Source organism: Synechococcus sp. BS55D (assembly GCF_004332415.1).
Lineage (GTDB): Bacteria > Cyanobacteriota > Cyanobacteriia > PCC-6307 > Cyanobiaceae > Synechococcus_C.
Map to the genome: position 1 here is coordinate 134,883 of NZ_PHQT01000002.1, position 22,141 is coordinate 157,023.

The window sequence follows — 22,141 nt, forward strand, 5'->3', positions numbered from 1 at the left end:
AAGGTTGATGCCGGATCGCTGGGGGCGTGCGCAGCACATTGGCTGCGGATCCCGGTGCCTGGAAAACGACGGCAGCCACGAAAAACGCCTTGATTTTCTTTGATTTCGCTGCCGGTGATGGCCGACGGATGTGGTTGGCGCTTGATAATTGCTCGACACACACACCAACACACCAACACACCAAAGCAAACGGGCACGCAGGCAGGGAAGTGGGCGGATCGCCAATTCTCTCTCTCTCTCTCTCCCTCTCTGAAAGGAATGTCAACCCCTAATTTTCAAGGCGATCCAACACAGCGTTTTAAGACGCCTCAGCGGATCACAATCACCATTGCCTACACGGTGTATGAGCAGCTGATTGAGCGAAGCAGCACTCAGGGGCGTTCCATCAGCAACCTTGCGGCCTATTTGCTCGAGCAGGCCCTGTCCTCGAGCGATTGACAGTGGCCTTGACCAACCCAAACAAACGGGAGTTGGAGCGGATTCCCTCCCCGATGCCCTCCCTGGGGGCCGAGTTGGTCGTCGGCCCCAGGGAGCTCGAGCTCGTCACGGCGGCAGTGCGAGGCCGACGTTCTGTTGGCCTGGATGACCTGGTCGATTTCATTCATGCTCAAGGTTCTGCCTCGCTTTCTCTCAGTGATCTGGAACGGCGCAGCGGCTATTCCTCTAGGCAGTTGCAGAGGCTGTTTCGTGCCCGCTTCGATTGCACTCCCATGCAGTTCGTGCGTCGAACACGTCTGGAGGAAGGTCTGCGCCTTCTTCAGATTGCTCGGGCGGGCGACAGTGTCGTGGCGGTGTCACGCAGCATCGGATATCGCTCAGCGTCAGCCTTGAGTGCCGACTTTCAGCGCCGCTACGGCATGAAGCCCTCAATGGTGTTGCGCCAGCCGAAGCTGTAAGACTTCAATGGATGAGACGTTGCAGCAGCAGTAAGCCGAGCAGAAACCAGCCCAGGTTGGACGCAGCGGCCAGACGGCTTTGGCTGTTTTTGATCTCCGGCACCAGATCTGAGGCAGCGATGTAAAGGAAATTGCCGGCGGCAAAGAGCACCAGTGGGGCCAGAGGAAGACTGGTCCTGAAGGCCCAGGCGATGAGTGCCCCCAGCGGAAAGGTGACTGCAGAGATCAGATTCCAGAGCAGGGCCTGTCTAGGTCTCCAGCCGCTGTGCAAGAGCACTCCGAAATCTCCGAGCTCCTGCGGGATTTCATGGAGCACGGCCGCCAACCAGGCGGCGATGCCAGCAGGGGGATTGATCAGATAGGTGCTGGTGATGCCTAAGCCACCAATCAAGTTGTGGAGGCCATCCCCCAGCAGAATCAAGAGGGCCATGGGTTGCACAGCGGTTGGGGAGTCAGCCCTCCTTTGTCTGTGGCTGTGATGCCAGTGCAGGCTTTGCTCCAGCACCAAGAAGGTGCTGAATCCCGCAGCGATCCAGTTCGCACCCTGACGGGGCATCAGCTCCGAGAACCCCTCCGGAAGCATGTGAAAAAGGGCACCGCCGAGCAGGGATCCGGCGGCCAATGCCACCAGCGGTAACAGCAGCACTTCTAACCGTCTGGCTGGCAGGATCAGGCTGATGGCTCCCACCATGGCGATCAGAGTCATGCCAAGGGATCCCGTCAGGATCGTTGCAGTGCTGCTCATCCCCGCCACCACACCCATGTGGCCCCATTGAGCAGCAGGCCGATCAGGGTCAGAGCCAGCATCAGCACGATTTGATCCCGGCGTGCATCCGGGAGACGGATATCGGCGACCAGATGGATCACATTGGTCACTGAGTAGCCCAAACTCAGCCACCACTGGGAGGCTCGCCAGATTGGCCTCGCGCTCCAATTCAGCGGTTCCGCTGCCGCATGGAAGGCCAGCAGCATCGCCAACACCGGCACCATCAGATAGAGCAGCATCGCCATGAAGAGTCGCGGCAGCCTGGCGAGTGGAACCTCGCTTTTGATCTCCACCGACTGCCCATGGAAGAGGGGCATCAGACCGAGTTCCACGTGAAAGAGCATCACGATTAACCAGGCGGCCCAGAGCGCTCCAATCCAGAGGGGGGCTCCGGAAGCAGGCATCGCTGTCATGGTTGGCGATCCAGGTGAAGATGCCAGATTTGCTCGCCATCACAGCTGATTTTGAGATGGTGCACTTGGGTCTGGAGAGCAACGCTCTCCAGACAACCTTGAAGGCGACCGATCAGAAACCAAAATTCAGCATCAGTGCCCTCGCCACGAAGTGATTGGTCAAAGCGGGACGTTGAAATGGCAATCGTCTTCACATGAAGGTCCACACAACTGCTCCTGCGGTTCGACGTTCGCTTCAGCTTGACGAGCACGGGGGCGTGCCGGTTTGCATGCAGCGGCGCTGCAGCGCATAAGCCCTTAGTTGTTGCGGCCGTAGAGACCGGTCAGGCTGGCTTCCGCGAGCACATGGGGCTGCATGGCTGTCCGCAGGGCCGACACCGTGCTGCCTGCTGGCAAGGGCAGATGGGAATCGAGGGCAGCGAGCTGAAAGACATAACGGTGCAGCTCCCCATTGGGCGGGAACGGACCTTGATAACCAATGCGCTGATAGCGGTTGATTCCCCAGCAGCTGCCATGGCGTGCGCCATTGGACAGTTGCAGCGATTGGGGCTGAGCGGCCGTCAGCGAGCGTTGATCGGCAGGAATGTTGAAGAGAACCCAGTGCACCCAAGGCCCTGCAGGGACATCCGGGTCATCAACGATCAAGGAGAAACTACTCGTCCCCGTGGGAGCGCCTGTCCAGCGCAGGGGGGGAGAGAGATTGAGACTGTCGGCAGCGTGGATGGTGGGGATGAGATCGCCATTGTGAAAGGCCGGTGAATCGAGATGAAACCTACCGTTGCTGCTTGCCATGCGCTGTCGGGTCAATGCACAAGCACTCTGCAAACGGGGCGGCTCGCTTCTAAGCGTTGCAGCAGATCCGCAGACGCCTCACTCCAATGCTGCCTCTCGTGTGGTGCAGGCCAGTTCGCTCACAGGATTGACCGATACGGTTTGGCGGTCGTCATCACCATTCCATGATTGAGCTGATCGAGGATCTGCCCTCAGCAACCGTGGGCTTTCGTTGCAGCGGACAGGTGAGTGAAAGCGAGATGCAAGCGGTCGTTGTGCCCACGATCGAATCGAATCTGTTGGAGAACGATCGGGTGCGAGCGTTGATCGTGTTTGATTCAGATTTCCAGCGCTTCAGTGCGGCTGCGGCCTTTGATGATGCGACTCTCGGCTTGCGGCATTGGGATGGCTTTGATCGTCTCGCTGTTGTTACGGATCTTCCCTTGATGCGTCATGCCATGCACGCCATAGCCCTGATCCTCCCCTGTCCGGTGCGTGTATTCCCCCTCAATGCTCTTGAGGAGGCACGTCGCTGGTTGAGTGAATCGCTTGGAACGATTCATCTCGAGCGTGCCGGTGATGTGATTACGGTTACTTTGATTGGCTCACTCGACCGGGGCTCATACCTTCGGATCGAGGATGATCTCTCTCGCCTCTTCAGTGCTGGTGAACGACCGCGTGTGCTGGTGGATCTGCGGCAGTTTGATGGTTGGCTGGCCTTGAGTGGTCTGCGCGATCACCTGCGGCTGATTCATTCTTACCGGCAGCAACCGAGCCGACTTGCCGTGGTCACTGCTGAGGCTTGGCAGCAACTGGTGCAGCGTCTCGTCGCTGGGTTCGCCGAACCCAAGGTGCATCTTTTCACGGGGGGACGAATGCTCGAGGCTCAGGAATGGATCTGTCGTGACTGATTCCATGCTGTGCTGCTACTGCAGATCGGTGACGGCGTTCTCCAGACCTCGTGTATACCCATAACTTGAAAAGGTCTACTGCTTCCTCTTTGAGGTGACGTCATGAGCTTGATCAAGTGGGAACCGCTTAATGACATCGAAGCGATTATGGATAGGGCTTTGGCCATGCCATCCTTCCCCTTCGGTGCCACAATGCCCTGGAATGAATGGGGGCCACGCGTGGACATTTATGAGGCTAATGGAAACTATCAATTCAAGGTTGATCTTCCCGGCTTGCGACGCGATGATGTGTCAGTGACGGTTTCCGGCGACCGTTTGACACTTCAGGGTGAGAGGAAGAAAGAGAAGGAGGAGAAACACCCCCGCTTTCATCGGGTTGAGCGCAGTTATGGAAGCTTTAGTCGTAGTTTTACTTTGCCAGATGATGCTGATCTAGATGCCGTAAAGGCCCATTGCGAAAATGGAGAGCTCACGATCACGATCCCGAGACGAGCGGGCGCTATTGACACACATGCTGTCAATATTCCCGTTGATTAGGCATGGTTGATGCATCAAGACCCGCCCTTGACTGTTGTCTGCAGCGAAAGCGATGCAAGCCCTGATTTGTTGCTTAAACCATGGTTTTCTTGTAACGAACTCCATTCCTAAGCATGGCACTTCCAGTTCTTCTTCAGCAGGTGTCTTCGCTCGCAGATGTTCGCTTTGATGGCGCTAGGCCCTTTGACCTCGATGTGCATGATCGGGGCCTTTTTTCTGACCTCATCCAGCGAGGTGGCCTGGCGCTTGGTGAGCGCTATGTCTCGGGGGACTGGGACTGCGAGGATCTTCCCGAGTTGATCTCCAGGTTGTTGCGAGCCCGTCGGCAACTGGAGGCCAGCCCTTTGATGGCAGTTCGTGAAACCTGGATTCGTTTTCAGGAGTGGTTATTGAACCCCCAGGCTATGCATCGCTCTTTTCGGGTCGGTCAGGTGCACTACGACATTGATCCCCGTGTCTATACGGCAATGCTTGATCAGCGCAGGATCTACAGCTGTGCGATCTGGCAGGAGGGTGACAGTCTTGATCAGGCCCAGGAGCGCAAGCTTGATCTGATCTGCCGCAAGTTGCAGCTTCAACCGGGTCAGCGCCTGCTGGATGTGGGATGTGGATGGGGTGGACTTTTGGCCTTTGCCTGTGAGCATTACGGCGTGGAGGGCACCGGGATCACGATTTCATCGCGGCAGTATTGCCACATTCGCGATCGTTATTCTCATCTTCCGATCGAGGTTGTTCTCGCTGATTATCGGACTTTGCCGTCGCTTGGCCTTCAACGGTTTGACCGGATTGTCTCCGTTGGTATGTTTGAGCATGTAGGGCCGAATAATCATCGTCAGTTTCATCACACGCTGCGTGAGATGCTCGAGCCTGAAGGTTGCTTGTTACTGCAGACGATTGGTCACTTTGTTCTCTCAAACCAGGCTGATCCCTGGATTGATCGCTATATATTTCCGGGTGGTCGCTTGCCATCTCCGTCTCAGCTTGCGGAGGGCTTGGAGGGGGTATTTCAGTTGGAGAGTTGGCAAAACTATGGGTCACATTATGAGCGAACTCTGCTTGCCTGGTGGGCGAATTTCGAAGATCAGTGGCCGCAACTTAGCGGATTGCTGAGTGAAGATTTCTTCCGGATGTGGCGATACTATCTACTTGGCTGCGCAGGCTTTTTTCGCTCTGGCCACGGTCAGCTTTGGCAGCTGTTGCTGCGACCAGCTGCCTGATTGCTCTTGTGTGCCTATAAAAAAGCCCCGACAAATGGAGTCGGGGCTTTTGCCTATTTAGAAATAACGGGGTTTGTTGCCGGGTGGATGTTTGCCGGCGAGCGTTTGTTGGTGGCCATTGCCCTGGCTGTAGGCCATGTTGGCCTGGCCATTGCGTAATGGATCGCGCAGTGCTTCTTCGAGCAGGAAGGCGCAGAGGTTTGAAACGGATCGTCCCTCTTCTTCTGAACGGGTGAGTAGGGCATCATGAACGTTGTGGCTGAGCGTGATCGAGATCCTCTTTGGTTGTCTTTGCAGCACGCGAATACGGTTGTTCATGGAACGTTGAAGCTGTTTGCTCGACAACTGAATCTTATTTGCAATTGCGGTTTTAAGTCGCTGCGACGATGCAGCGTTTAGGCTGCTGATTTGATCTTCAACTTGGTGTGATGTTGATCTGCTGATGTTTAGCTGCGTTTCTGTAGATGGGTGAGTTGCTTGTGGTTGTTTTGCCTATGACTGTGTGGGGCGCGCGCCTCTTCTTTGTTCCTTTTCGGATCGTTCTCAATGACTTTTGAACTGATTTCTGATCTTCACGCTGAAGCTCTTCAGGGTGGTGGCTCTAACGGCAATGGTGGTGGCCGTAAGTGGCGTGCTACTCGGTCTACCCGTCAGGCCGCATTTGCTGTCAACTATGGCAAGAACGTGAGTCGTGATCGCGCCACTGCTCGTAAGAATTCTTCGGCTGTCTCTGGTGGTAACTCCCAAGGCAACATTGGCCTGATTCTTCTCGGTCAGGACGCCTGATTTCTGGTTCAATCGGGCGGCTTTGTGCCGCCCTTTTATTTTTTTAAACATGGAAACTCTCACTGATTGCCAGGCCGAAGTGATTGGTGGTGGCGGCTCGTTGATTACCATCTCGCCCCGCATCACAACCAATGTTTCGCCTCGTACGACGACTACTATCTCGCCCAGGATCGCTACCACCGTTTCTCCTGCTATTGATCTAGACAACACTGTTGCTCTCAATAATCAGGCGAATTTTGCCAACTCGATCGCATTTGCTGCTTTGGGTTCATCGGCGACTTCGTTTAACGGACTCATGCGTAATCGTGCCTCGATTCGTAGTTTTTCCTGAATCTTGCTCAGCTGTGGATTTTTCCGCAGCTGGGTTTTTTATTTTGCTGATTATCTGAATCGTGCGGAGCTCAAAACTCTTGCTTCGGTGGTTTGTCAATCACTGGAACAGCTATCCCTGTGTTCGTCAATTCGATGAGGAGGATTGCGGTGCCGCCTGCCTAGCGACGGTGGCCAAAGCCCATGGGATCACGCTTTCTCAGGGATTGATTCGCGATGCCGTTGGTACGACCAGTTACGGCACAACGTTGCTCGGGTTACGTCGAGGTGCGGAGCAGCTTGGCTTCATCGCCCGTGCCGCTCGTGCACCCGAGCGTTTTCTTGATGCTTTGCAGGATGTTCCTCTTCCTTTGATTTGCCACTGGGATGGTCAGCACTGGGTTGTCCTCCATCGCCTTGTGGATGACGAAGTCTTGATTGCCGACCCTGCCGTTGGTTTGCGTCGTCTTCCCCGTGATCGCTTTCTCCAGCATTGGAACGATGGCGTGGTGTTGCTATTGGAGCCCGATCCTGCACGACGGCCGGAAGTCTCCGAGGCTCCGAGCCATGCCCTTGCCGTCCTGCTTCGCTACGTCGTGCCCTTTCGGCGGTTACTTGTTCAGGCCTTGCTGCTCAATTTCATTATCGGCCTGATGTCGCTTGGGTTGCCGTTGCTGATGCAACTGCTCACCGATGACGTCTTGGTTCGGGGTGATCAGCGCATGCTCGTGAGTCTTTGCCTTGGCTTGATGCTGCTCTTCGGTTTTCGTTCCTTGATCGGGCAACTCCAGGGGCACTTGGTTGGCTATTTCGGCCAGAAGCTGCAGCTCCAGATGGTGATGCATTACGGCCGTCAGTTGTTGCTGCTTCCGCTCCGCTATTTCGAAACGCACCGTAGCGGTGAGGCGGTGAGCCGAATCGGAGATATCGAGCATTTGAACAGTCTGATCGGTTCCGTTGTGCTGGGGCTCCCTAGTCAGTTCTGTATCGCATTGATTTCGCTCCTGTTGATGTGGGCCTATTCCCCGCAACTGACCCTGGCGGCTTTGGTCGGTTATTCAGTGGTGATTGCTTGCAGTCTGGTTTTTCTTCCTGCTTTGAAGGCCGCTTCCCAGGAACTGCTCGTTCGCTCTGCTGATAACCAGGGCTTTTTGGTGGAACTTTTTCGTGGTGCGAGTGTGCTTAAAACCAGTGATGCCTTCGCACAGGCCTGGCAGGAATACCAGCGCAATTTTGGACGCATGTCTCACCTCGCCTGGCGTGAATTGCGTTTACAACTAACTGAATCAACGCTGACCGGTGCTTTAGGCAGCGTGATCACTGTGGCGTTGCTCTGGTATGGCAGTTCCTTCGTGATTGCGCGGGAGCTCTCGATTGGTCAGTTGCTGGCGTTCAATGGCTTCGGTGCCAATGTGCTCGGGCTTCTGGCTTCCCTCAGTGGCATCACTCAGGAGTTATTGCTCGCCGATGTGGTGATCCGGCGCATGAGTGATGTGCTTGAGCGTAAAGCTGAGGCTTTTGGCAGTGGCTCCGGTTGTGATGTTGCCATTCCGGCTGATGCATCCATTCGTTGTGACGCCATCACCTACAACCACCCTGGTCGTCGCCCGCTATTGCAGGATCTTTCACTGATGATTCCCGGTGGCTTGACCACGGCCCTCGTGGGCGAATCCGGGTGTGGCAAGAGCACCCTTAGCAAGATTCTTGCTGGGATCTATCCCCCAGATCATGGAACCCTTCATTACGGGCCTTTCAACAGTCAGGATCTCTCGCTGGATTGTCTTCGTGCCCAGGTTGTATTGGTTCCCCAGGAATCGATCATCTTCAATCGTTCAATCTTCGACAATTTCACCTTTGCCCATCCTGGTGTCAGTTTTGAGCGAGTGGTGGAGGCCTGTCAGCTTTCCCTTGCTGATGATTTCATTCGCCAGCTGCCCGATGGTTATCGCACGGTGCTCGGCGAGTTCGGTGCCAATCTCTCGGGCGGTCAGCGTCAGCGCTTGGCGATTGCCCGGGCTCTGATTAGCAATCCGCCTGTGTTGATCCTCGATGAAGCCACCTCCGCCCTCGATCCTGTGCTCGAGAGCCGTTTGATGGAGAAGCTGCTGGAGCAGCGCAAGGGGCGCACCACCGTGCTCATCAGTCATCGCCCTTCGGTGATCATTCGGGCCGACTGGATCATCTATCTGGAGCAGGGAAGGGTGCTGGCGGAGAACACACCTCGACTGCTGCGTGATCACGCCCCTGTGTCTCCCTTCCTGCAGGTGGCTTGATGACAACCCCGCTCCATCACGTGCCCCATCAGCTGCCCCCTGCTGCAGCAGATGAGTTTTTGCCACCTCCAGGTGCTTGGGCTCACCAGTTGGGCGTGCGAACAGCCGCCGCTGGAGCGGCGCTGCTGTTGCTGGCTTGTGTCTGGCCCTTTGATGAGTCGGTCAGAGCTCCTGGCAGTGTGCGGCCGCGGGGCGAAAACTCTCCCGTGCAGGCCCTTGGTGGTGGTCGCCTTCAGCGGGTCCTCGTGTCCCCCAATCAACAGGTGCGGGCCGGTCAACTGCTCGCCCAGTTGGATCTCGAGGCGATTAACTCTCAACAGCGCCAACTGCAGCGTGAACGCGCGCAGCTACAGGAGCAGCTTCACCAGGCTGCTCAACAGTTCACCGATCTGCAGGCCCAATCCCGATCCATCCATCGTTTGATGACAACTCAGATCGCGACGGCCCGCGGTGGGGTCGCCCAGGCGCTTGCTGGTTCCCGTTTCCAGGATCGGGAGCTTCAGCGACTCCGCGGCTTGGCCGCGGAGGGGGCCATCCCCCAGCTGCTTCTTGAGGAGAAGGAGGCCGGCGTCGCAGTCGCTAAAAGCCAACTCGATCAAGCACGCCTTGGGGTCGGTGAGCAGCGGGCCCGACTGCAGGCGGAGCAGGCGCGTTTGCGCCAGTCCCTCAGTGCCACGATCAGTGCCCGTGCTGAGTTGGAGCGTCAACTGGCGGCTGTGGATGGTCGGCTCCGAGAGATAGCCCTGGCTAGACAGCAGTCCCGCCTTCTAGCGCCAGTGGATGGCACGGTTGTGGAGACCAAGCTGCGTTACCCGGGCCAGGTGCTCCAACCCGGGGAGGTGGTGGCCACCCTGGCTCCAAAGGGCCAGCCCCTGTCCGTCAAGGTTCAGCTTCCCTCTCGAGATGTGGCGCCGCTCAAGCCTGGCCAGCGGGCTTATTTGCGAGTGGGTAGTTGCCCCCACACGGATTTTGGGGTGCTGGACGGGCGCATCCAGGCCATCGCCGCTGATGCCGTTGACGGTCGCTATGCCGTCACGATCAGCCCTGTCGCGGATCATTTGGTGCGCGGGCAGCGTCGCTGTGTTCTGCGCCCTGGGATGGAGCTTGATGCCGATCTCGTGATTCGGAGGGGCACGGTGATGGGGCTGTTGTTGCGCAAGTTGCGGCTGCTGGCCTCCACCTGATCCGCGGCATTCCCGGGCCGCCTCTCCTGCTGTCTTCGTGCCAGACCTAGGTCAGATCCAGACCTCTTAATTGTTTGTCGTCATGGACCATCATGCTCCCGTTTGGGTCGATCGCCATCAGGCCGGTCTGGCGCTTGCCGAATGCATGCAGGACTGTGCTGGAGCCCGTGCTGATACCTGTTTGGTAGCCCTTCCCCGTGGTGGTGTCGCCGTGGCGGCTGCAATGGCGCAGCGCTTAGATCTGCCACTGCTCACCTGGTCGGTGCGCAAAATTGTCGAGCCCTCTAGGCCAGAACTTGCCCTTGGTGCTGTGGCTGGAGAGGGCGTGGTGCTCTGGCGCCATGAGCCCGGTGATCCAGCCTGGTCCATGCTTCCCCAGGCCCAGGATTGGCTACTCAACGCCCAGGAGGAGCTGGAGCGTCGCCATCGTTTGTTCGATGGCCCCGACCTCAGTCGCCTGTTCAATCACCATCTGATCGTGGTTGATGACGGGATTGCCACCGGCATGACGGTGCTGGCGGCGCTTCAGTCCTTGCGCCTGGCCCGGCCATCCCTGCTCACACTGGCCGTTCCGGTGATGGATCGCTCCTTAGAGGAGACCATGCGTCTGCATGTCGACCGTCTGGAGGTCTTGCGTCTGGTGGATCACCTGTCTGCAGTCGGCCTCTGGTATGAGCGCTTTGACCAGCTCAGCGATCGTGACGTTCTCAACCTTCTACGAAGTCAAGGTGCGCCAGGCGACCGGCCTGCTCCCTTAGGCAGTGCTTCGCCCGGTTGAGCACGAGGCGCTGACCGGACGGGAGCTTGCGGCCCGCCCGGTTGATATAGAGGCAGAGCATGGCCATGGCACTGCCATACACACTGCGCTTGCGCGCCCGGCTTTTCTGAGCTGAGCGCAGCAACGACGCGGCGATCCGTTCCGGTTGCTGCCAGGTGAAGAGGCCTGGTTCCAGATCGAGCACTGGTGGGCGGCGGTTCACCTCCGCGGCCCAGTCGTGTCTTGTGTCGTGTTGCACGCTTGTTTCAGAGCAGCGGGGCGGATTGCATGCGGTGTCGCCTCACCCCTTCTTCCAGGTCGCAGGGCTTGTAGTCACCGCACATCTGGTTGCGACTGGTGTAGGGCCAGATCGCCATCGGAATCTGCAGGTCATCGATGCTGTTGTCGTGATTGAGAAAGGCCTGAAGGTCGGGAGGTGAGCCCGTCAGCGCAATCGTCTCCAGGTGGAAGTGCCTGGGGGCGTGACGGGTGCATGGGGCGATGGCGCCGAGGCTGGTTCGCTCCAGTCCGTGGGCCTGGTCCCAGAAGCTGCAGGTCTGGCAGTGCGGGTGGGTCATGGCGGGATGCATTCACTCGCTCAGCCAAGCCAAAGCTTCTGCTGATTCCAGCCAGTCCTACGGATCTGCCCAGCCTTTGCCGCGGTGCCATGCAGGCCACTGCGCCCTGCTCAGCGGTGCCAGTGAAGCTGCAGCATGCTGCCGGGAGGGACGTTGTCGCCGCTAAGGCAACCGCCGTAGGCATCCTGAAGCCGCTGAGCCAGACCCCGGGTGATGTGGTGGCCGCTGAAGGCAATCACGGTGGCTCCGCTGAGGTCATTGCTCTCGATCCACATCAGGCGTTCGAGAGGGTGTTCCGAGCGATAGCGCTGCTCGTTGTGCAGCAGCAGCTGCATCACCTCGTCATGGTGTTCGGCGAGGAAGGGGCCGCTGAGCTTGAGTTCCCCGGCAGGTAGGCGTTCGGCAATGCGTCGGCAGGCTGGACAGGTCAGGGCGGCTGCACGCTCCAAGGCCTGATGCCAGCTCCAGCGTCCCTGGTGGACGGTTGCTCCGCAGTGGGGGCAGCAGCTGTGTTCTTTGGGTTTGCGGGTCTCCACAAAGGGGTCCAGCCGCCCTCGCTGCCCCATGCCTGACTGGCGGATGCGATGGCCTGGGCTGCTGGTGTGCACATCAGGGCCGCTGGAAGGCTCTCTCATGGCTGGCTTGGTTCACTCGCCTGATCCTGTGTTGCTGGCCTGGTTGGAATCCCCGCCTGCTGGTGATCTGAGGCATCACCGCTCCGGTGTCGCGAAAGTGCATGGACGTCTCGCTGCCGCAATCAGAACCTGTTGCAGTCCCTGCTGGTGGCTCTGATGGCCGATGCATTCACGGATTACCTGCGCCAGATCGCCGGCTCCCCCTTGCTGACGACTGCGGAGGAGATTCATCTGGGCACATTGATCCAGTCCTGGCGCCGTGACGCTGCCCCTGATGCTCGACGCATTCGCAGTGGGCAGCGGGCTCTCTCCCGGGTTGTCACAGCCAACCTGCGGCTTGTGGTGGCGGTGGTGAAGCGTTCCCATTCTCGACTTCAACAGTTGGGCATCGATCCGATGGATGCCGTTCAGGCGGGCAATCTTGGGCTGATCCGCGCTGCTCAGAAATTTGACCCCGCCCGTGGCTATCGCTTTTCCACCTATGCCTTCTGGTGGGTGAAGGAGGCGTTGAATCGCTTTCTCCATGAGCAGCACAGCTCCATTCATATTCCCGCCAACGTGCTTCAGCTCGCCTTCAAGGTGAATACGTTGCTCTCCGGCCCCGATCGCTCTGGCTCAATCGAGGCGATCGCAGCGGAATTAGAGGAAAAGCCGGAACGGCTCCGCTTCGTGCTGCGTGCACTCCAACTCTCGCGCCTCGCTTCGCTGGATCAACGGCTCGATGCCACTGAGCCCAGTAGTTCGCTGCTTGAGACGGTCTGGGATGGCCGGCTTCAGGAGCCGGATGATGACTACGGGTGGCTATACCAGGTGATTGGGCGTTTGAGTGCCCGGGAGCAGCAGATCCTGGCGCTGCGTTATGGGGATGGAGACATGGTCAGCCTCAGTCAGGTTGCTGATGGGATGGGCCTGAGTCGGTATCAGGTGCAGCGCCTGGAGCGGCTCGCCCTGCGCAAGCTCAGGACCCACTTGCAGCCGATGCTTGATCCTCAGACTCCCACGGATCGGGAGGAAGGCCCCAGATCTCACGGCAGCCATCGGCCAGGATCGGAAAGGCTCGGGCAATCCGTTGCTTCGCAAGCTGCAGTTCCTGCACTGCAGGCCTCAGGCTGAGGCAATGGCGCAGCACCCCCGCTTCGGTGGCGACCGTCACCTGGCGGGTTTGGTGGCGGATCGCCTCCACGCAGCTGGAGACCTGGGGACCAAAGGGAATCGAGACACCGAAGGCCCCCTGGGGCATCCAGTCCTTGTCGCGCACGTTGTCGTCAAAGACGGCGTAGTACTGATTGTCGTAGGGGTAGATGCCCAGCTGCAGATACACGCTCGAGGATTCGCAGCTGATCCCTCCTTTGCCCACGGTCATCACCCCCAGCTTGCCGATGGCTGGGTTGATGTTTTGCTGAATGAGATCACCACCCGTGCTGAAGCTGCTCGATTGGTTGGTTTGGTTGTTGTTCGGGGTGGCGATCGCCTGGTTGTTGTTGCTTTGCTCGGCGTCCATGGCGCTCTGTTGGGCGAGGACCCGGTCAGGCTGGATTGCCAGCCCTCCCAGCAGCCCTGCGATTAAGGCACCTGCCGCGATGAGACCCTGTGGTTGGCTCCATCCGCTGTTGTCTCGACTCCACTGCATCAGTCGAATGCGAAGAGGTCACCGCGGCCCGTGCGCTCCGAGCTGAACACGCTGCTACCGGTGAAGCGCTCCAGCGAATGCAAGTGCTGCCGGCCCGATTCCTCCATGGTGTAAGCGCCGTTTTGGCCGCCCCGTTCCATTCGAATGTCGAGGCTGCCGTTGAGGCTGAGTTGCAGGCCATCGTTCAGGCTCTCCAGCGATGAGCTTGATCCGACATCGGAGGACTGCAGGCTGATCGCGCCACCAGAGAGGCTTTGGCGCCCAGCCGCTGTGCTGTCGATGGCCTGTAGACCCTGATCACTGAGCAGGCTCTGCAGGCCGATGCCGGGAAGTTTCAGCTTCAGGTCATGGTCAACGCTGCTGCTGCTGGAGGCGGTTGCCGAGCTGCTCCAGTTCATCAGCTCCGACTGGCTGAGGCCGGCCGCCGAAAGTCCCTGGTTCAGTTCATTGCTTCCGCTGCTTTCGATCAACTGTTGCCCCTGTCGGCTCCACTGGAAGCCATCCCCCGCGATGGTCATTCCCAGATGCTCCACTTGGCTGCTGCCGCTGAGGCTGTTGCTGTAGCTGCGCTCACTGCGAATCTCCTCCATGCCGGAGGTGATGCTGCGGTTGCTGCTGGAGTGATCCTTGGTCTGATAGGTGCCGGTGCGAAATCCGCCGGCGTCTGAGGCCATAGGCAGGCTCAGGCCCAAGCTCAAGCTGAGCGTCAAGGTGCTGATCACTGATCGGAACATGCGGTCAACCTGCGGCATGGGTCAGGCGGAACCTAGGGATCCGTTCGGCTTGATTCAGGGGGTGCGCAGGCTTGCGGCAGATCCGACGGTGAGGCGACTCAAAACGCCGTGCCGTCGCTGGGATCGAGACGTTCTGCCAGTGTTGCCACCGGCACCATCAGCACCATCGGTAGAGCGCAGATCATCAGTGACCCAAATGACAATGGGCTGGTGCCGAGGAATCGATTCATCCAGGAGCTCTGGCTGAAGAGGGTTTGCACGGCCACGGTGGCCAGGATCCCGAGGGGCACCGCTGGCGCCATGGCGATCTGGCGCCAGCGCAGCAGCTGCCAGCGCCCAAGTAGCCCTCGCCAGTGACTGATGCACACCAGATACACCAGGTGGGCGAGCACCAGCCCCTGCACCGCCATCGTGCGCGCCAGCGCTAGATCCCCGAGGTGTTGCTCGCTCCACAGAAACAGTCCGAACACCACCGTCCAGTTGAACGCTGAGACCACCAACACCCGTTGGATCAGCCCTTGGCTCAGTAACGGCTGACCTGGGGGACGCGGGGGCTGCTTCATGAGCGCCGCACAGCTGGGTTCAAAGGCCAGGGCGATCGACATGGTCAGAGAGCAGATCATGTTCAGCCAGAGCACCTGGAGCGCTGTGACGGGCAGCGCCGTGCCCAGGGCCGCGCCCAACAGGATGGTCATCGAGGCCCCTCCACTGACCGGCAGCACGAAGGCCAGGGTCTTGTGCAGATTCAGCGCGACTGTGCGACCTTCCTCAACAGCAGCCTCGATCGTGGCGAAGTTGTCGTCCGTCAGCAGCATGTCGGCGGCATCCCGGGCCACTTCAGTGCCTCCGGCTCCCATGGCGATGCCGATATCAGCCTGTCGGAGCGCTGGCGCATCGTTCACGCCATCACCGGTCATGGCGACCACCTCGCCGTGGCTCTGCAGCGCTTCCACCAGGGCCAGCTTCTGGGCTGGAGCGATCCGGGCGAACACATCCACGCGCTGCACCACCCGCGCGATGGTCGCCTCGTCCATGGCGGCTAACTGCCTGCCGTCGATGGTGTCACCGCCGCTTCCGATGCCGATCTGTCTGGCGATGGCGGCGGCGGTTTCGCGGTGGTCGCCGGTGATCAGCTTCACGCGGATGCCGGCCGCCCGGCAGGTGGCCACGGCTTGAATCGCCTCGGGGCGTGGGGGATCTTGCATCCCCTGCAGTCCAATGAAGTCGAGGTTGGCCATCACGTCCTGATGCCGGAGCTGCCGCTGCGATCGATCGGCTTTGCCGATGGCGAAGGCGAGCACCCGTTCACCAGCCATCGCCATCGTTGACACAGCCCGATCAATGGCGGCCCTGTTCAGCGCTTCTGGCTGCCCTTCTGTATTGAGCTGTCGGCTGCAGCGCGCGAGCACAGCCTCCACCGACCCTTTGAGAAGGATGCGCTCCCGGCCATGGAGTGTGGCCATGAATTGTTGTTCCGATTCAAACGGGATTGCATCGCGGCGGGGATAGCGATTCCTTGCTGCGCCCTGATCCATGCCGAGGGAATGGGCGGCTGCCAGCAGAGCCGTTTCTGTGGGATCGCCGACCAGGGTGTTGCCGTCATCCACCCGAGCGTTGCTGCACAGCAATCCAGCCACAAGCGTCTCCTCCAGGGCCAGGTTTTGCAGGTCCGCGCTCCCGCGTTCGTTGCCGGGCCAGAGATCCTCGAGTGCCACCAGTGTTCCGCCGGCGTAGAGGTGCTTCACCGTCATGCGGTTTTGGGTGAGCGTTCCTGTTTTGTCGGAGCAGATCACGGTGGTGCTGCCCAGGGTTTCCACCGCCGGCAGTTTGCGGATGATCGCCCGTCGCCGCGCCATCCGTTTCACGCCAATCGCCAAGGTGATCGTCACGATTGCGGGGAGTTCCTCAGGGATTGCCCCCACCGCCAGGGCGATGGCACCGTCGACCATCTCTTCAAGTCCCTTGCCCCGGCCGAGGCCCACCATCAATGTGAGAGCGGCCAGCACCAGCACGGCCTTCAGCAGGGTGTGGCTGAAGCGAATAAACTGCCGCGTCAGCGGCGTTGTGAGCTGGCTGCGCTGTTGCAGGGAGCTCGAGATCTGACCCACTTCCGTGTCATTGCCGGTGGCGATGACAAGGGCACAGCCTTCCCCTGCCGTCACGTGCGTTCCTGCGTAGGCCATGGGACGACGCTCGGCCAGGGGAGTGTCCGGTGCCACCGCTGCGGTGCCTTTACCCACCGGAAGCGATTCACCGGTGAGCATCGATTCATCGACCTCGAGATTGCGCTGCGTGAGCAAGCGCAGATCGGCAGGAACCCGTTGTCCAGCCTCCAGCTGAATCACATCACCGGGCACCAGCTGATCGGACGGCAGGTTCTGCAGGGACCCGTCGCGGACGACCTCCACATCGGAGCGGAGTACCTGCGCGAGGGCTGCGATCGCCGACTCCGCCCTCCTTTCCTGTACGAAGCCGATCACGGCATTGATCAGGGTGACGCTGCTGATCACCAGGGCATCGGTTGCCTCCCCCAGCAGCATTTTGATGAGGGCCACCGCCAGCAGCGTGATCAGCAGTGGACTGTTGAACTGCTGCAGGAAGTGGAGCCAGGCTGGCTTTTTTGACTGGGCTTGCAGGGTGTTGGCCCCGTGGGAGAGCAGCCGGGCTCGTGCTTCCGGTTCCGAGAGTCCACGGTCTGGATCACTGCCTAAGGAGCGAATCAGCGCCTCGCTCGATAAGGCATGGGCTTGGACCTGGTGCATCGCTGAGCTCCACGGGGCCCTTCTAAGGCTGCCCGGGTCTTCACCATGCTATTGAGATCCCAGTCGTTCAGGGCACGGGCGAGAACGGGCGATGTTGCTGTGAACATCATCCTGCTGCGATCCTCCGACCCCTGGAGCGATCCTTCCACGGTGCGGTTGGAGGGTCTCCGGGCTCACCATCTGACGGTGCAACTCAAAGGTGCTGTTGGTGATCAGGTGCGTGTGGGCCTACTGGGCGGATGGCGCGGTAAGGCCCGAATCGCCTCGATGGATGGGCAGGCGGTCTGCCTGAGTGTGTCTCTGACGGAGCCACCGCCACCGCGACATCGCTTCGACATCGTGTTGGCGTTGCCGCGCCCGAAGATGTTGCGTCGCATCCTGCGCACGGTGGCGGAGTTCGGTGTGTCGAACCTGCACCTGATCAACAGCGCCAGGGTGGAGAAGAGCTACTGGCAGACCCCGCTTCTGGATCCAGGCAAGCTCCAGGAGGCCCTCGAGGCGGGACTGGAACGATCCCAAGACACGCTGGCGCCAACGGTGCATTTGCATCAACGCTTCCGCCCCTTTGTGGAGGATCAACTGGCGGATCTCTGCGCCGGTAGGCCCTGCTGGATTGCCCATCAGGAGGCCCCTCAGTCCCTGGCTCAGGTGGCTTCTGACCCAGCCGTGGTGATGATTGGCCCGGAGGGCGGGTTTGTGCCCTTCGAGCTGGACCTGGCGGAAACGGTGATCGCCAGGCGCGTCCATCTCGGGGTTCGAACGCTCAGCGTCGATACGGCCCTGCCGGCGGCGCTTGCCCAAGCATTGCCTTTCTGACACGTTTTCGTGTTAATAGCGTTACGAGGTCGTGCTGTTCTGCTGGGCCGCGGTGGCTGATGCCCATTTGGCTTTGAAGTGGTCACCGTGGGCCAGTCGCGCCAGGTAATTTGTGCCTCGAAGCAAGAGTGGTGAGGGCCGAAGGCGTTTCCGTGAGTCGATCTGGTTCCGTCACAAGCGCCGATCAACGCTGGCCCTGGTGGCCGCTGCTGCCTCTGTATCCCTACGGCCGGCGCGCCACCTATGTCGAGGAGCTGATCCCCGGTCAGGTCTGGAGTTTTGAGCAGCTCCAGGGCATCTATTACGTGGCCGTTCCGATTCGCCTCACCGTTGTGAAGGTGCCGGGGGGACTGATGCTGATCAACCCGCTTCCGCCCACCGCCGAGCTTTGCGCCGGGATCCGGGCTTTGGAGGCGCACCATGGCCCCGTGCTCACCATTGTGTTGCCCACTGCGTCGGGCTTAGAGCACAAACTGCCTCTCGCTCCCCTGGCTCGTGCCTTCCCTGACGCCACCTTGTGGGTGTGCCCTGGCCAGTGGAGTTTCCCCTTGCCGTTGCCCCTCAGCTTGCTAGGGGTGCCGGCCAGGCGTACCAGGGTGCTGATCGACGATGGGGTGCCCCATGGTGAGGTGTGCCAGTGGATCTCCCTTGGCCCCCTGGATTTGGGCGTTGGACGTTTCCAGGAGATCAGCTGTCTGCATCGCCCGTCCGGAGCCTTGCTCGTGACGGATGCCTTGGTCGGGATTGGGGCCGACCCTCCTGCGGTGTTCGAGACCGATCCCACCCCGTTGTTGTTCCATGCCCGAGATCGTGGCGATGAGCCCCTCGAAGACAGCCTGGTCAACCGTCGACGCGGTTGGGCACGCCTGGTGTTGTTTGCCTCTTATCTCAGGCCGGAGCGGCTGGAGATTCCAGGCTTTCGGGTCTTGCTGCGCCATGCCTTTCAGCCAGGGCTTCGTTCGGCCCGCGCCCATTTCGGGATTTATCCCTTTGCCTGGCAGGAGGGATGGCAGCAGGCCGCTTCCGCTCTGATGGGGCAGCAGAGCCCAAGGCTGCAGGTGGCACCTGTCCTCGAGCGGCTGGTTTTGCCCAGGTCTCGAACCGCTCTGATCCAGTGGTTGGAGCAACTCGAGCGCCTGCCAGAACTGCGCTGGCTGGTGCCAGCTCACTACAGCGCCCCGCTCCAGTTTGGCCTTGCTCAGGTCGAGCAGCTCAGGGCCGAACTTCTGATACGGCCCTGGGCCCCCAGCGATGGCAACTGGCAGTTTCTCGGAGACCTTGACCGTCAGCTGCTTCAGCTCGGCCTGGTGCCGGAAGATCCCAGCATTGGCTGAGATTCAGAGCTTGAGATCGTCGTCGGGATTGACCGCCATGGCGTCGTCTCCGAACAGCGTTTCCTCCAGCTCCTTGCGCTGTTCCATCTGGCGCAGGAAATAGCCAGTCATCATGGCCGAGGCAAGCAAATTGGCGAGGTTGTCGCGGCTGGCGGTCACCTTCACGTCGAAGTGCTCGCCGGGGAGCATGCCCAGCAGACCCTGCACGTTGTGGCGAATGATGTCCTGAATATCGGTGCTGGCGGATTTGGCCACCCGTTGCAGCACGTCAGGCGACTGGTCCTGCAGGTACTGAATCAGACCGTTGACGGGTTGGCCGTCTTGGCTGTCGGTGGTCAGGAACTCCGGGTTGAACATCCCGTGTGCTCTCCGTCACGACGTTGACCCTACCGCAGCTGCCTGAATCACACCCGCAGCGGTTGGGTGGGGGAACCGTATCGGACCGAACCGGCTCAGCGGCCAGTAGCGCCAGACCGCTGTGCCGATCACTCGTTCCTGGGGTAGAGGGCCCCAGAGGTGGGAATCGAGGCTGGCATTGCGGTTGTCGCCTAACACCCAGAGCTGATCCTGTGGAACTGTGATCGCGGCTTGGGTGTAGTCAATCGGCTCCTCCAGCCAGGCTTCACGCACCGGTTGTCCGTTCCGCAGCAACACCCCATCGCGCACTTCGAGGACATCTCCAGGACGTCCCACCACCCGCTTGATTAAGGCCGCATTCGCGTCGTACCCCGCCATCACCAATTGGGGCGGTGCCGCAAACACCACCACGCTGCCCAGGGGCAGGGGTTGATGCCGGCTTGCCGCCAGCCTGGGGCGCAGCTTCTCCACCAGGATCCTGTCCTGCAGTTGCAGGGTGGGCAGCATCGAGCCCGACGGGATCCAGCGGGGCTCGAGCACGAGCCAACGCAGCAGCAGAGCCACCAGCACCCAAACCAGGAGGCTGCGCCAGCTGCCGCCGGAACGGCTCGTTGTTTGTGGGCTGTCCATGGCTGGATCCGTATTCAACGAGGATCGCATCAGCCCTGGGGTTCCCTTTGCCGCGCCCACTCGCCAACCTGCAGGCCGCTGTGGCGCTTCTCGAGGGCCTGATCGGCCATGGGCTCTCCGATGTGGTGCTCTGCCCCGGGAGTCGCAGTGGCCCGTTGGCCCATGCCGCCGGGGGGCTCCAGCGGGCAGGTCTGCTCCGACTCATCACCGCCATCGATGAGCGCTCCGCCGCCTTTCATGCGCTCGGGCTCGCGGCCTCGAGTGGCCGTGCCAGCGCCGTGATCACCACCTCGGGTACCGCCGTGGCCAACCTGCTGCCGGCGGCCGTGGAGGCCGATCGTTCCTGTTTACCACTGCTCTTCCTCACTGCCGATCGGCCCCTGCGTCTCAAGCACTGCGGTGCCAACCAGACGGTGAATCAAGAGGCGTTTCTGGTTCCAGTGTGTCGCTGGAGTGGCAGTGCCGATCTGGCAGGTCTTGATCGCATGCTCCCACTCGCCATCCATGATCTGGCTGCTCAGGCCTGGCGTGAGGCCCACCATTGGCCCGGCCCGGTGCACCTCAATCTCCCCTTCGAGGAACCTCTCCATCCCTCTGTGGAAGAGCAGGAGCACTTCTGGAGCGGATGGTCTGCCCCGACGAGCGATGGCGAGGCAGGCTGCCTGCAGGAGCCCATGGAGGCAGCCCCCTGGGAGGCGCGTTTCGCCCTCGATCCCGACCGTCCTGGCCTGGTGATCGCCGGCCCCTGGCGAGGTCGTCCGCTTTTGCGGGCTGCCCACGAACAGGCCCTGCTCGCCTGGCAGCAGCGCAGTGGCTGGCCGGTGCTGGTGGACCCCCTCGCCGCCGTTCCCCCCGAGCTGCCCGGGCAGATTCGCGCTTGGGATGTCTTGCTCCCCGACGGTCTGCCTTGGCCAGCGGAGCTCTCCGCGGCCGATCTCCAGGTGCTGCGCCTGGGGCCGATGCCGGCCAGCCGCCGGCTTGAGCGCTGGTTGCAGGCATTCGATGGTGCTCAGGTGCTGGTCAGCGAAGGCGATCAGCGCGGGCTGGATCCCCTCCGCAAGGCCTCCCAGTGGTCGACAGGTCTGGCCACCTGGTGGAAGCAGCAACAGGATCAGTCCGCATCCGGCCCTACGGGTGCGGAGCCGGCCGGCCTCGCTCTATGTCGCCTGTGGCAGCAGCGTGATCAGCAGGCTCGCCGTTCCCTGGAGCGCTTGTTGCCGCAGCAGGGAGCGATCACGGAGCCCGCTTTGATGCAGGCGCTTCCCCCGCTGTTGCCTGATCCCTGCACGGTGATGCTCGCCGCCAGCAGCCCCGTGCGCGACTGGCAGGCTTTCGCGCCTGCGGCCGGTCCCGGCATCCGCTGCTTCAGTTTTCGTGGTGCTTCCGGGATTGACGGGACCCTCTCATTAGCGCTCGGCCTGGCCCGGGCCCGCGGGCGCACCCTCTTGCTGACCGGCGACATCGCCCTGTTACACGACAGCAATGGCTGGTTACTCGCCGATGCCGATGGTCCTCCCTTGCTGGTGCTGCTGATCGATAACGGCGGTGGTGGCATCTTTCAGCAACTGCCTGTGCCGACGGCCCCCCAGGAGGCCTTGGAGCAGCTCTTCGCCATGCCCCAGGCCGTTGATCCGCTGGCCCTTGCCGCCGCCCATGGCCATCCGGTGCGGCAGCTGGCCTGCCTGGAGGATCTCCCCGAGGCACTGGCTTGGGGTTGGGCCCAGGCCCGTCCTTCCCTGTTGCGGGTCTGTACCGACAGGGACAGGGATGCGCGCCTGCGGCAGGAGTTGCGCAGAACCCTTCAGACGGAAGATCCGGGTGGGTGATCACAATGGCGCTGCCGAT

General features: G+C 60.6%; 25 protein-coding genes. 14 read left to right on the forward strand and 11 right to left on the reverse strand.

The window, feature by feature from the left end:
• Window positions 1–258: 258 nt before the first annotated feature.
• Together CWE16_RS04285 and CWE16_RS04290 are read left to right on the forward strand one after the other, a co-directional pair.
• On the forward strand, window positions 259–438 hold the full coding sequence (locus tag CWE16_RS04285) for a ribbon-helix-helix domain-containing protein (protein ID WP_131593282.1): 180 nt from the start codon (window positions 259–261) through the stop codon (window positions 436–438).
• A gap of 8 nt (window positions 439–446) precedes the next feature.
• Window positions 447–896 carry a helix-turn-helix transcriptional regulator gene (locus CWE16_RS04290; RefSeq protein WP_131593284.1) on the forward strand — a complete coding sequence of 150 codons (450 nt, stop codon included), beginning with the start codon at window positions 447–449 and terminating at the stop codon, window positions 894–896.
• Between the two features lie 4 nt (window positions 897–900).
• On the opposite strand, the gene CWE16_RS04295 is transcribed toward CWE16_RS04290, so the two are convergent.
• From CWE16_RS04295 to CWE16_RS04305, 3 genes are all read right to left on the reverse strand, one after another.
• The gene (locus tag CWE16_RS04295; protein ID WP_236629570.1) at window positions 901–1,641 is read right to left on the reverse strand and encodes a ZIP family metal transporter; all 741 of its coding nucleotides are present in this window, start codon (window positions 1,639–1,641) and stop codon (window positions 901–903) included.
• On the reverse strand, window positions 1,638–2,075 hold the full coding sequence (locus tag CWE16_RS04300) for a hypothetical protein (protein ID WP_236629571.1): 438 nt from the start codon (window positions 2,073–2,075) through the stop codon (window positions 1,638–1,640). Before CWE16_RS04300 ends, CWE16_RS04295 begins: the two co-directional genes overlap by 4 nt.
• Before the next feature lie 297 nt (window positions 2,076–2,372).
• Window positions 2,373–2,867: a YbhB/YbcL family Raf kinase inhibitor-like protein gene (locus tag CWE16_RS04305; protein ID WP_131593288.1), complete on the reverse strand. Its 495-nt coding sequence runs from the start codon at window positions 2,865–2,867 to the stop codon at window positions 2,373–2,375.
• 164 nt (window positions 2,868–3,031) lie between these two features.
• Between CWE16_RS04305 and CWE16_RS04310 the strand changes: the two genes are divergently transcribed.
• The 3 genes from CWE16_RS04310 to cfa all read left to right on the forward strand — a co-directional run bounded on the left by CWE16_RS04310 (window position 3,032) and on the right by cfa (window position 5,511).
• Window positions 3,032–3,757, forward strand: coding sequence for an STAS/SEC14 domain-containing protein (locus CWE16_RS04310; RefSeq protein WP_131593290.1), 726 nt, complete (start codon window positions 3,032–3,034; stop codon window positions 3,755–3,757).
• Between the two features lie 102 nt (window positions 3,758–3,859).
• Window positions 3,860–4,294, forward strand: coding sequence for an Hsp20/alpha crystallin family protein (locus tag CWE16_RS04315; RefSeq protein ID WP_131593292.1), 435 nt, complete (start codon window positions 3,860–3,862; stop codon window positions 4,292–4,294).
• Between the two features lie 113 nt (window positions 4,295–4,407).
• Window positions 4,408–5,511, forward strand: a complete 1,104-nt coding sequence (cfa, locus tag CWE16_RS04320; protein WP_131593294.1) for a cyclopropane fatty acyl phospholipid synthase — start codon at window positions 4,408–4,410, stop codon at window positions 5,509–5,511.
• Window positions 5,512–5,568: 57 nt separating this feature from the next.
• Here the strand turns inward: cfa and CWE16_RS04325 are convergent, their stop codons facing one another.
• Window positions 5,569–5,829 (reverse strand): ribbon-helix-helix domain-containing protein, encoded by a 261-nt coding sequence (locus CWE16_RS04325; RefSeq protein ID WP_131593296.1) that lies wholly within the window; start codon window positions 5,827–5,829, stop codon window positions 5,569–5,571.
• A gap of 228 nt (window positions 5,830–6,057) precedes the next feature.
• On the opposite strand from CWE16_RS04325, the gene CWE16_RS04330 reads away from it, so the two are divergent.
• The 5 genes from CWE16_RS04330 (at window position 6,058) to CWE16_RS04350 (ending at window position 10,841) form a co-directional block, all read left to right on the forward strand.
• A complete protein-coding gene (locus CWE16_RS04330) occupies window positions 6,058–6,297 on the forward strand; it encodes a hypothetical protein (protein ID WP_131593298.1) in 240 nt (79 codons plus the stop codon).
• 49 nt (window positions 6,298–6,346) lie between these two features.
• Window positions 6,347–6,628, forward strand: coding sequence for a hypothetical protein (locus tag CWE16_RS04335; protein WP_131593300.1), 282 nt, complete (start codon window positions 6,347–6,349; stop codon window positions 6,626–6,628).
• A 79-nt stretch (window positions 6,629–6,707) separates the two neighbouring features.
• Window positions 6,708–8,879 (forward strand): peptidase domain-containing ABC transporter, encoded by a 2,172-nt coding sequence (locus CWE16_RS04340; RefSeq protein WP_131593302.1) that lies wholly within the window; start codon window positions 6,708–6,710, stop codon window positions 8,877–8,879.
• Entirely contained in the window at window positions 8,879–10,063 is a 1,185-nt protein-coding gene (locus CWE16_RS04345; RefSeq protein WP_131593304.1) for an HlyD family secretion protein, read from the forward strand. Before CWE16_RS04340 ends, CWE16_RS04345 begins: the two co-directional genes overlap by 1 nt.
• 82 nt (window positions 10,064–10,145) lie before the next feature.
• Window positions 10,146–10,841 carry a phosphoribosyltransferase gene (locus CWE16_RS04350; protein WP_131593306.1) on the forward strand — a complete coding sequence of 232 codons (696 nt, stop codon included), beginning with the start codon at window positions 10,146–10,148 and terminating at the stop codon, window positions 10,839–10,841.
• Here the strand turns inward: CWE16_RS04350 and CWE16_RS04355 are convergent.
• From CWE16_RS04355 to CWE16_RS04365, 3 genes are all read right to left on the reverse strand, one after another.
• A complete protein-coding gene (locus tag CWE16_RS04355; RefSeq protein WP_201737965.1) occupies window positions 10,771–11,079 on the reverse strand; it encodes a DUF3175 domain-containing protein in 309 nt (102 codons plus the stop codon). The two genes, CWE16_RS04350 and CWE16_RS04355, sit on opposite strands and share 71 nt — an antisense overlap.
• A gap of 7 nt (window positions 11,080–11,086) precedes the next feature.
• The gene (locus tag CWE16_RS04360; RefSeq protein ID WP_131455494.1) at window positions 11,087–11,398 is read right to left on the reverse strand and encodes a hypothetical protein; all 312 of its coding nucleotides are present in this window, start codon (window positions 11,396–11,398) and stop codon (window positions 11,087–11,089) included.
• 110 nt (window positions 11,399–11,508) lie between these two features.
• A complete protein-coding gene (locus CWE16_RS04365; RefSeq protein WP_131455493.1) occupies window positions 11,509–12,033 on the reverse strand; it encodes a BCAM0308 family protein in 525 nt (174 codons plus the stop codon).
• A gap of 132 nt (window positions 12,034–12,165) precedes the next feature.
• On the opposite strand from CWE16_RS04365, the gene CWE16_RS04370 reads away from it, so the two are divergent.
• Window positions 12,166–13,146 carry a sigma-70 family RNA polymerase sigma factor gene (locus CWE16_RS04370; RefSeq protein ID WP_131593308.1) on the forward strand — a complete coding sequence of 327 codons (981 nt, stop codon included), beginning with the start codon at window positions 12,166–12,168 and terminating at the stop codon, window positions 13,144–13,146.
• Window positions 13,147–13,662: 516 nt separating this feature from the next.
• Here the strand turns inward: CWE16_RS04370 and CWE16_RS04375 are convergent.
• Together CWE16_RS04375 and CWE16_RS04380 are read right to left on the reverse strand one after the other, a co-directional pair.
• Window positions 13,663–14,337 carry a hypothetical protein gene (locus CWE16_RS04375; protein ID WP_131593310.1) on the reverse strand — a complete coding sequence of 225 codons (675 nt, stop codon included), beginning with the start codon at window positions 14,335–14,337 and terminating at the stop codon, window positions 13,663–13,665.
• A 158-nt stretch (window positions 14,338–14,495) separates the two neighbouring features.
• Entirely contained in the window at window positions 14,496–17,159 is a 2,664-nt protein-coding gene (locus tag CWE16_RS04380; protein WP_131593312.1) for a cation-translocating P-type ATPase, read from the reverse strand.
• 99 nt (window positions 17,160–17,258) lie between these two features.
• On the opposite strand from CWE16_RS04380, the gene CWE16_RS04385 reads away from it, so the two are divergent.
• Together CWE16_RS04385 and CWE16_RS04390 are read left to right on the forward strand one after the other, a co-directional pair.
• A complete protein-coding gene (locus CWE16_RS04385; RefSeq protein WP_131594041.1) occupies window positions 17,259–17,975 on the forward strand; it encodes a 16S rRNA (uracil(1498)-N(3))-methyltransferase in 717 nt (238 codons plus the stop codon).
• Between the two features lie 152 nt (window positions 17,976–18,127).
• Window positions 18,128–19,309: a DUF4336 domain-containing protein gene (locus CWE16_RS04390; protein ID WP_236629572.1), complete on the forward strand. Its 1,182-nt coding sequence runs from the start codon at window positions 18,128–18,130 to the stop codon at window positions 19,307–19,309.
• Between the two features lie 3 nt (window positions 19,310–19,312).
• On the opposite strand, the gene CWE16_RS04395 is transcribed toward CWE16_RS04390, so the two are convergent.
• Together CWE16_RS04395 and lepB are read right to left on the reverse strand one after the other, a co-directional pair.
• A complete protein-coding gene (locus tag CWE16_RS04395; RefSeq protein ID WP_131455489.1) occupies window positions 19,313–19,666 on the reverse strand; it encodes a DUF760 domain-containing protein in 354 nt (117 codons plus the stop codon).
• A gap of 15 nt (window positions 19,667–19,681) precedes the next feature.
• On the reverse strand, window positions 19,682–20,296 hold the full coding sequence (gene lepB, locus CWE16_RS04400) for a signal peptidase I (protein ID WP_131593314.1): 615 nt from the start codon (window positions 20,294–20,296) through the stop codon (window positions 19,682–19,684).
• A gap of 47 nt (window positions 20,297–20,343) precedes the next feature.
• On the opposite strand from lepB, the gene menD reads away from it, so the two are divergent.
• The gene (gene menD / locus CWE16_RS04405; protein WP_443081604.1) at window positions 20,344–22,122 is read left to right on the forward strand and encodes a 2-succinyl-5-enolpyruvyl-6-hydroxy-3-cyclohexene-1-carboxylic-acid synthase; all 1,779 of its coding nucleotides are present in this window, start codon (window positions 20,344–20,346) and stop codon (window positions 22,120–22,122) included.
• Window positions 22,123–22,141: the final 19 nt, after the last annotated feature.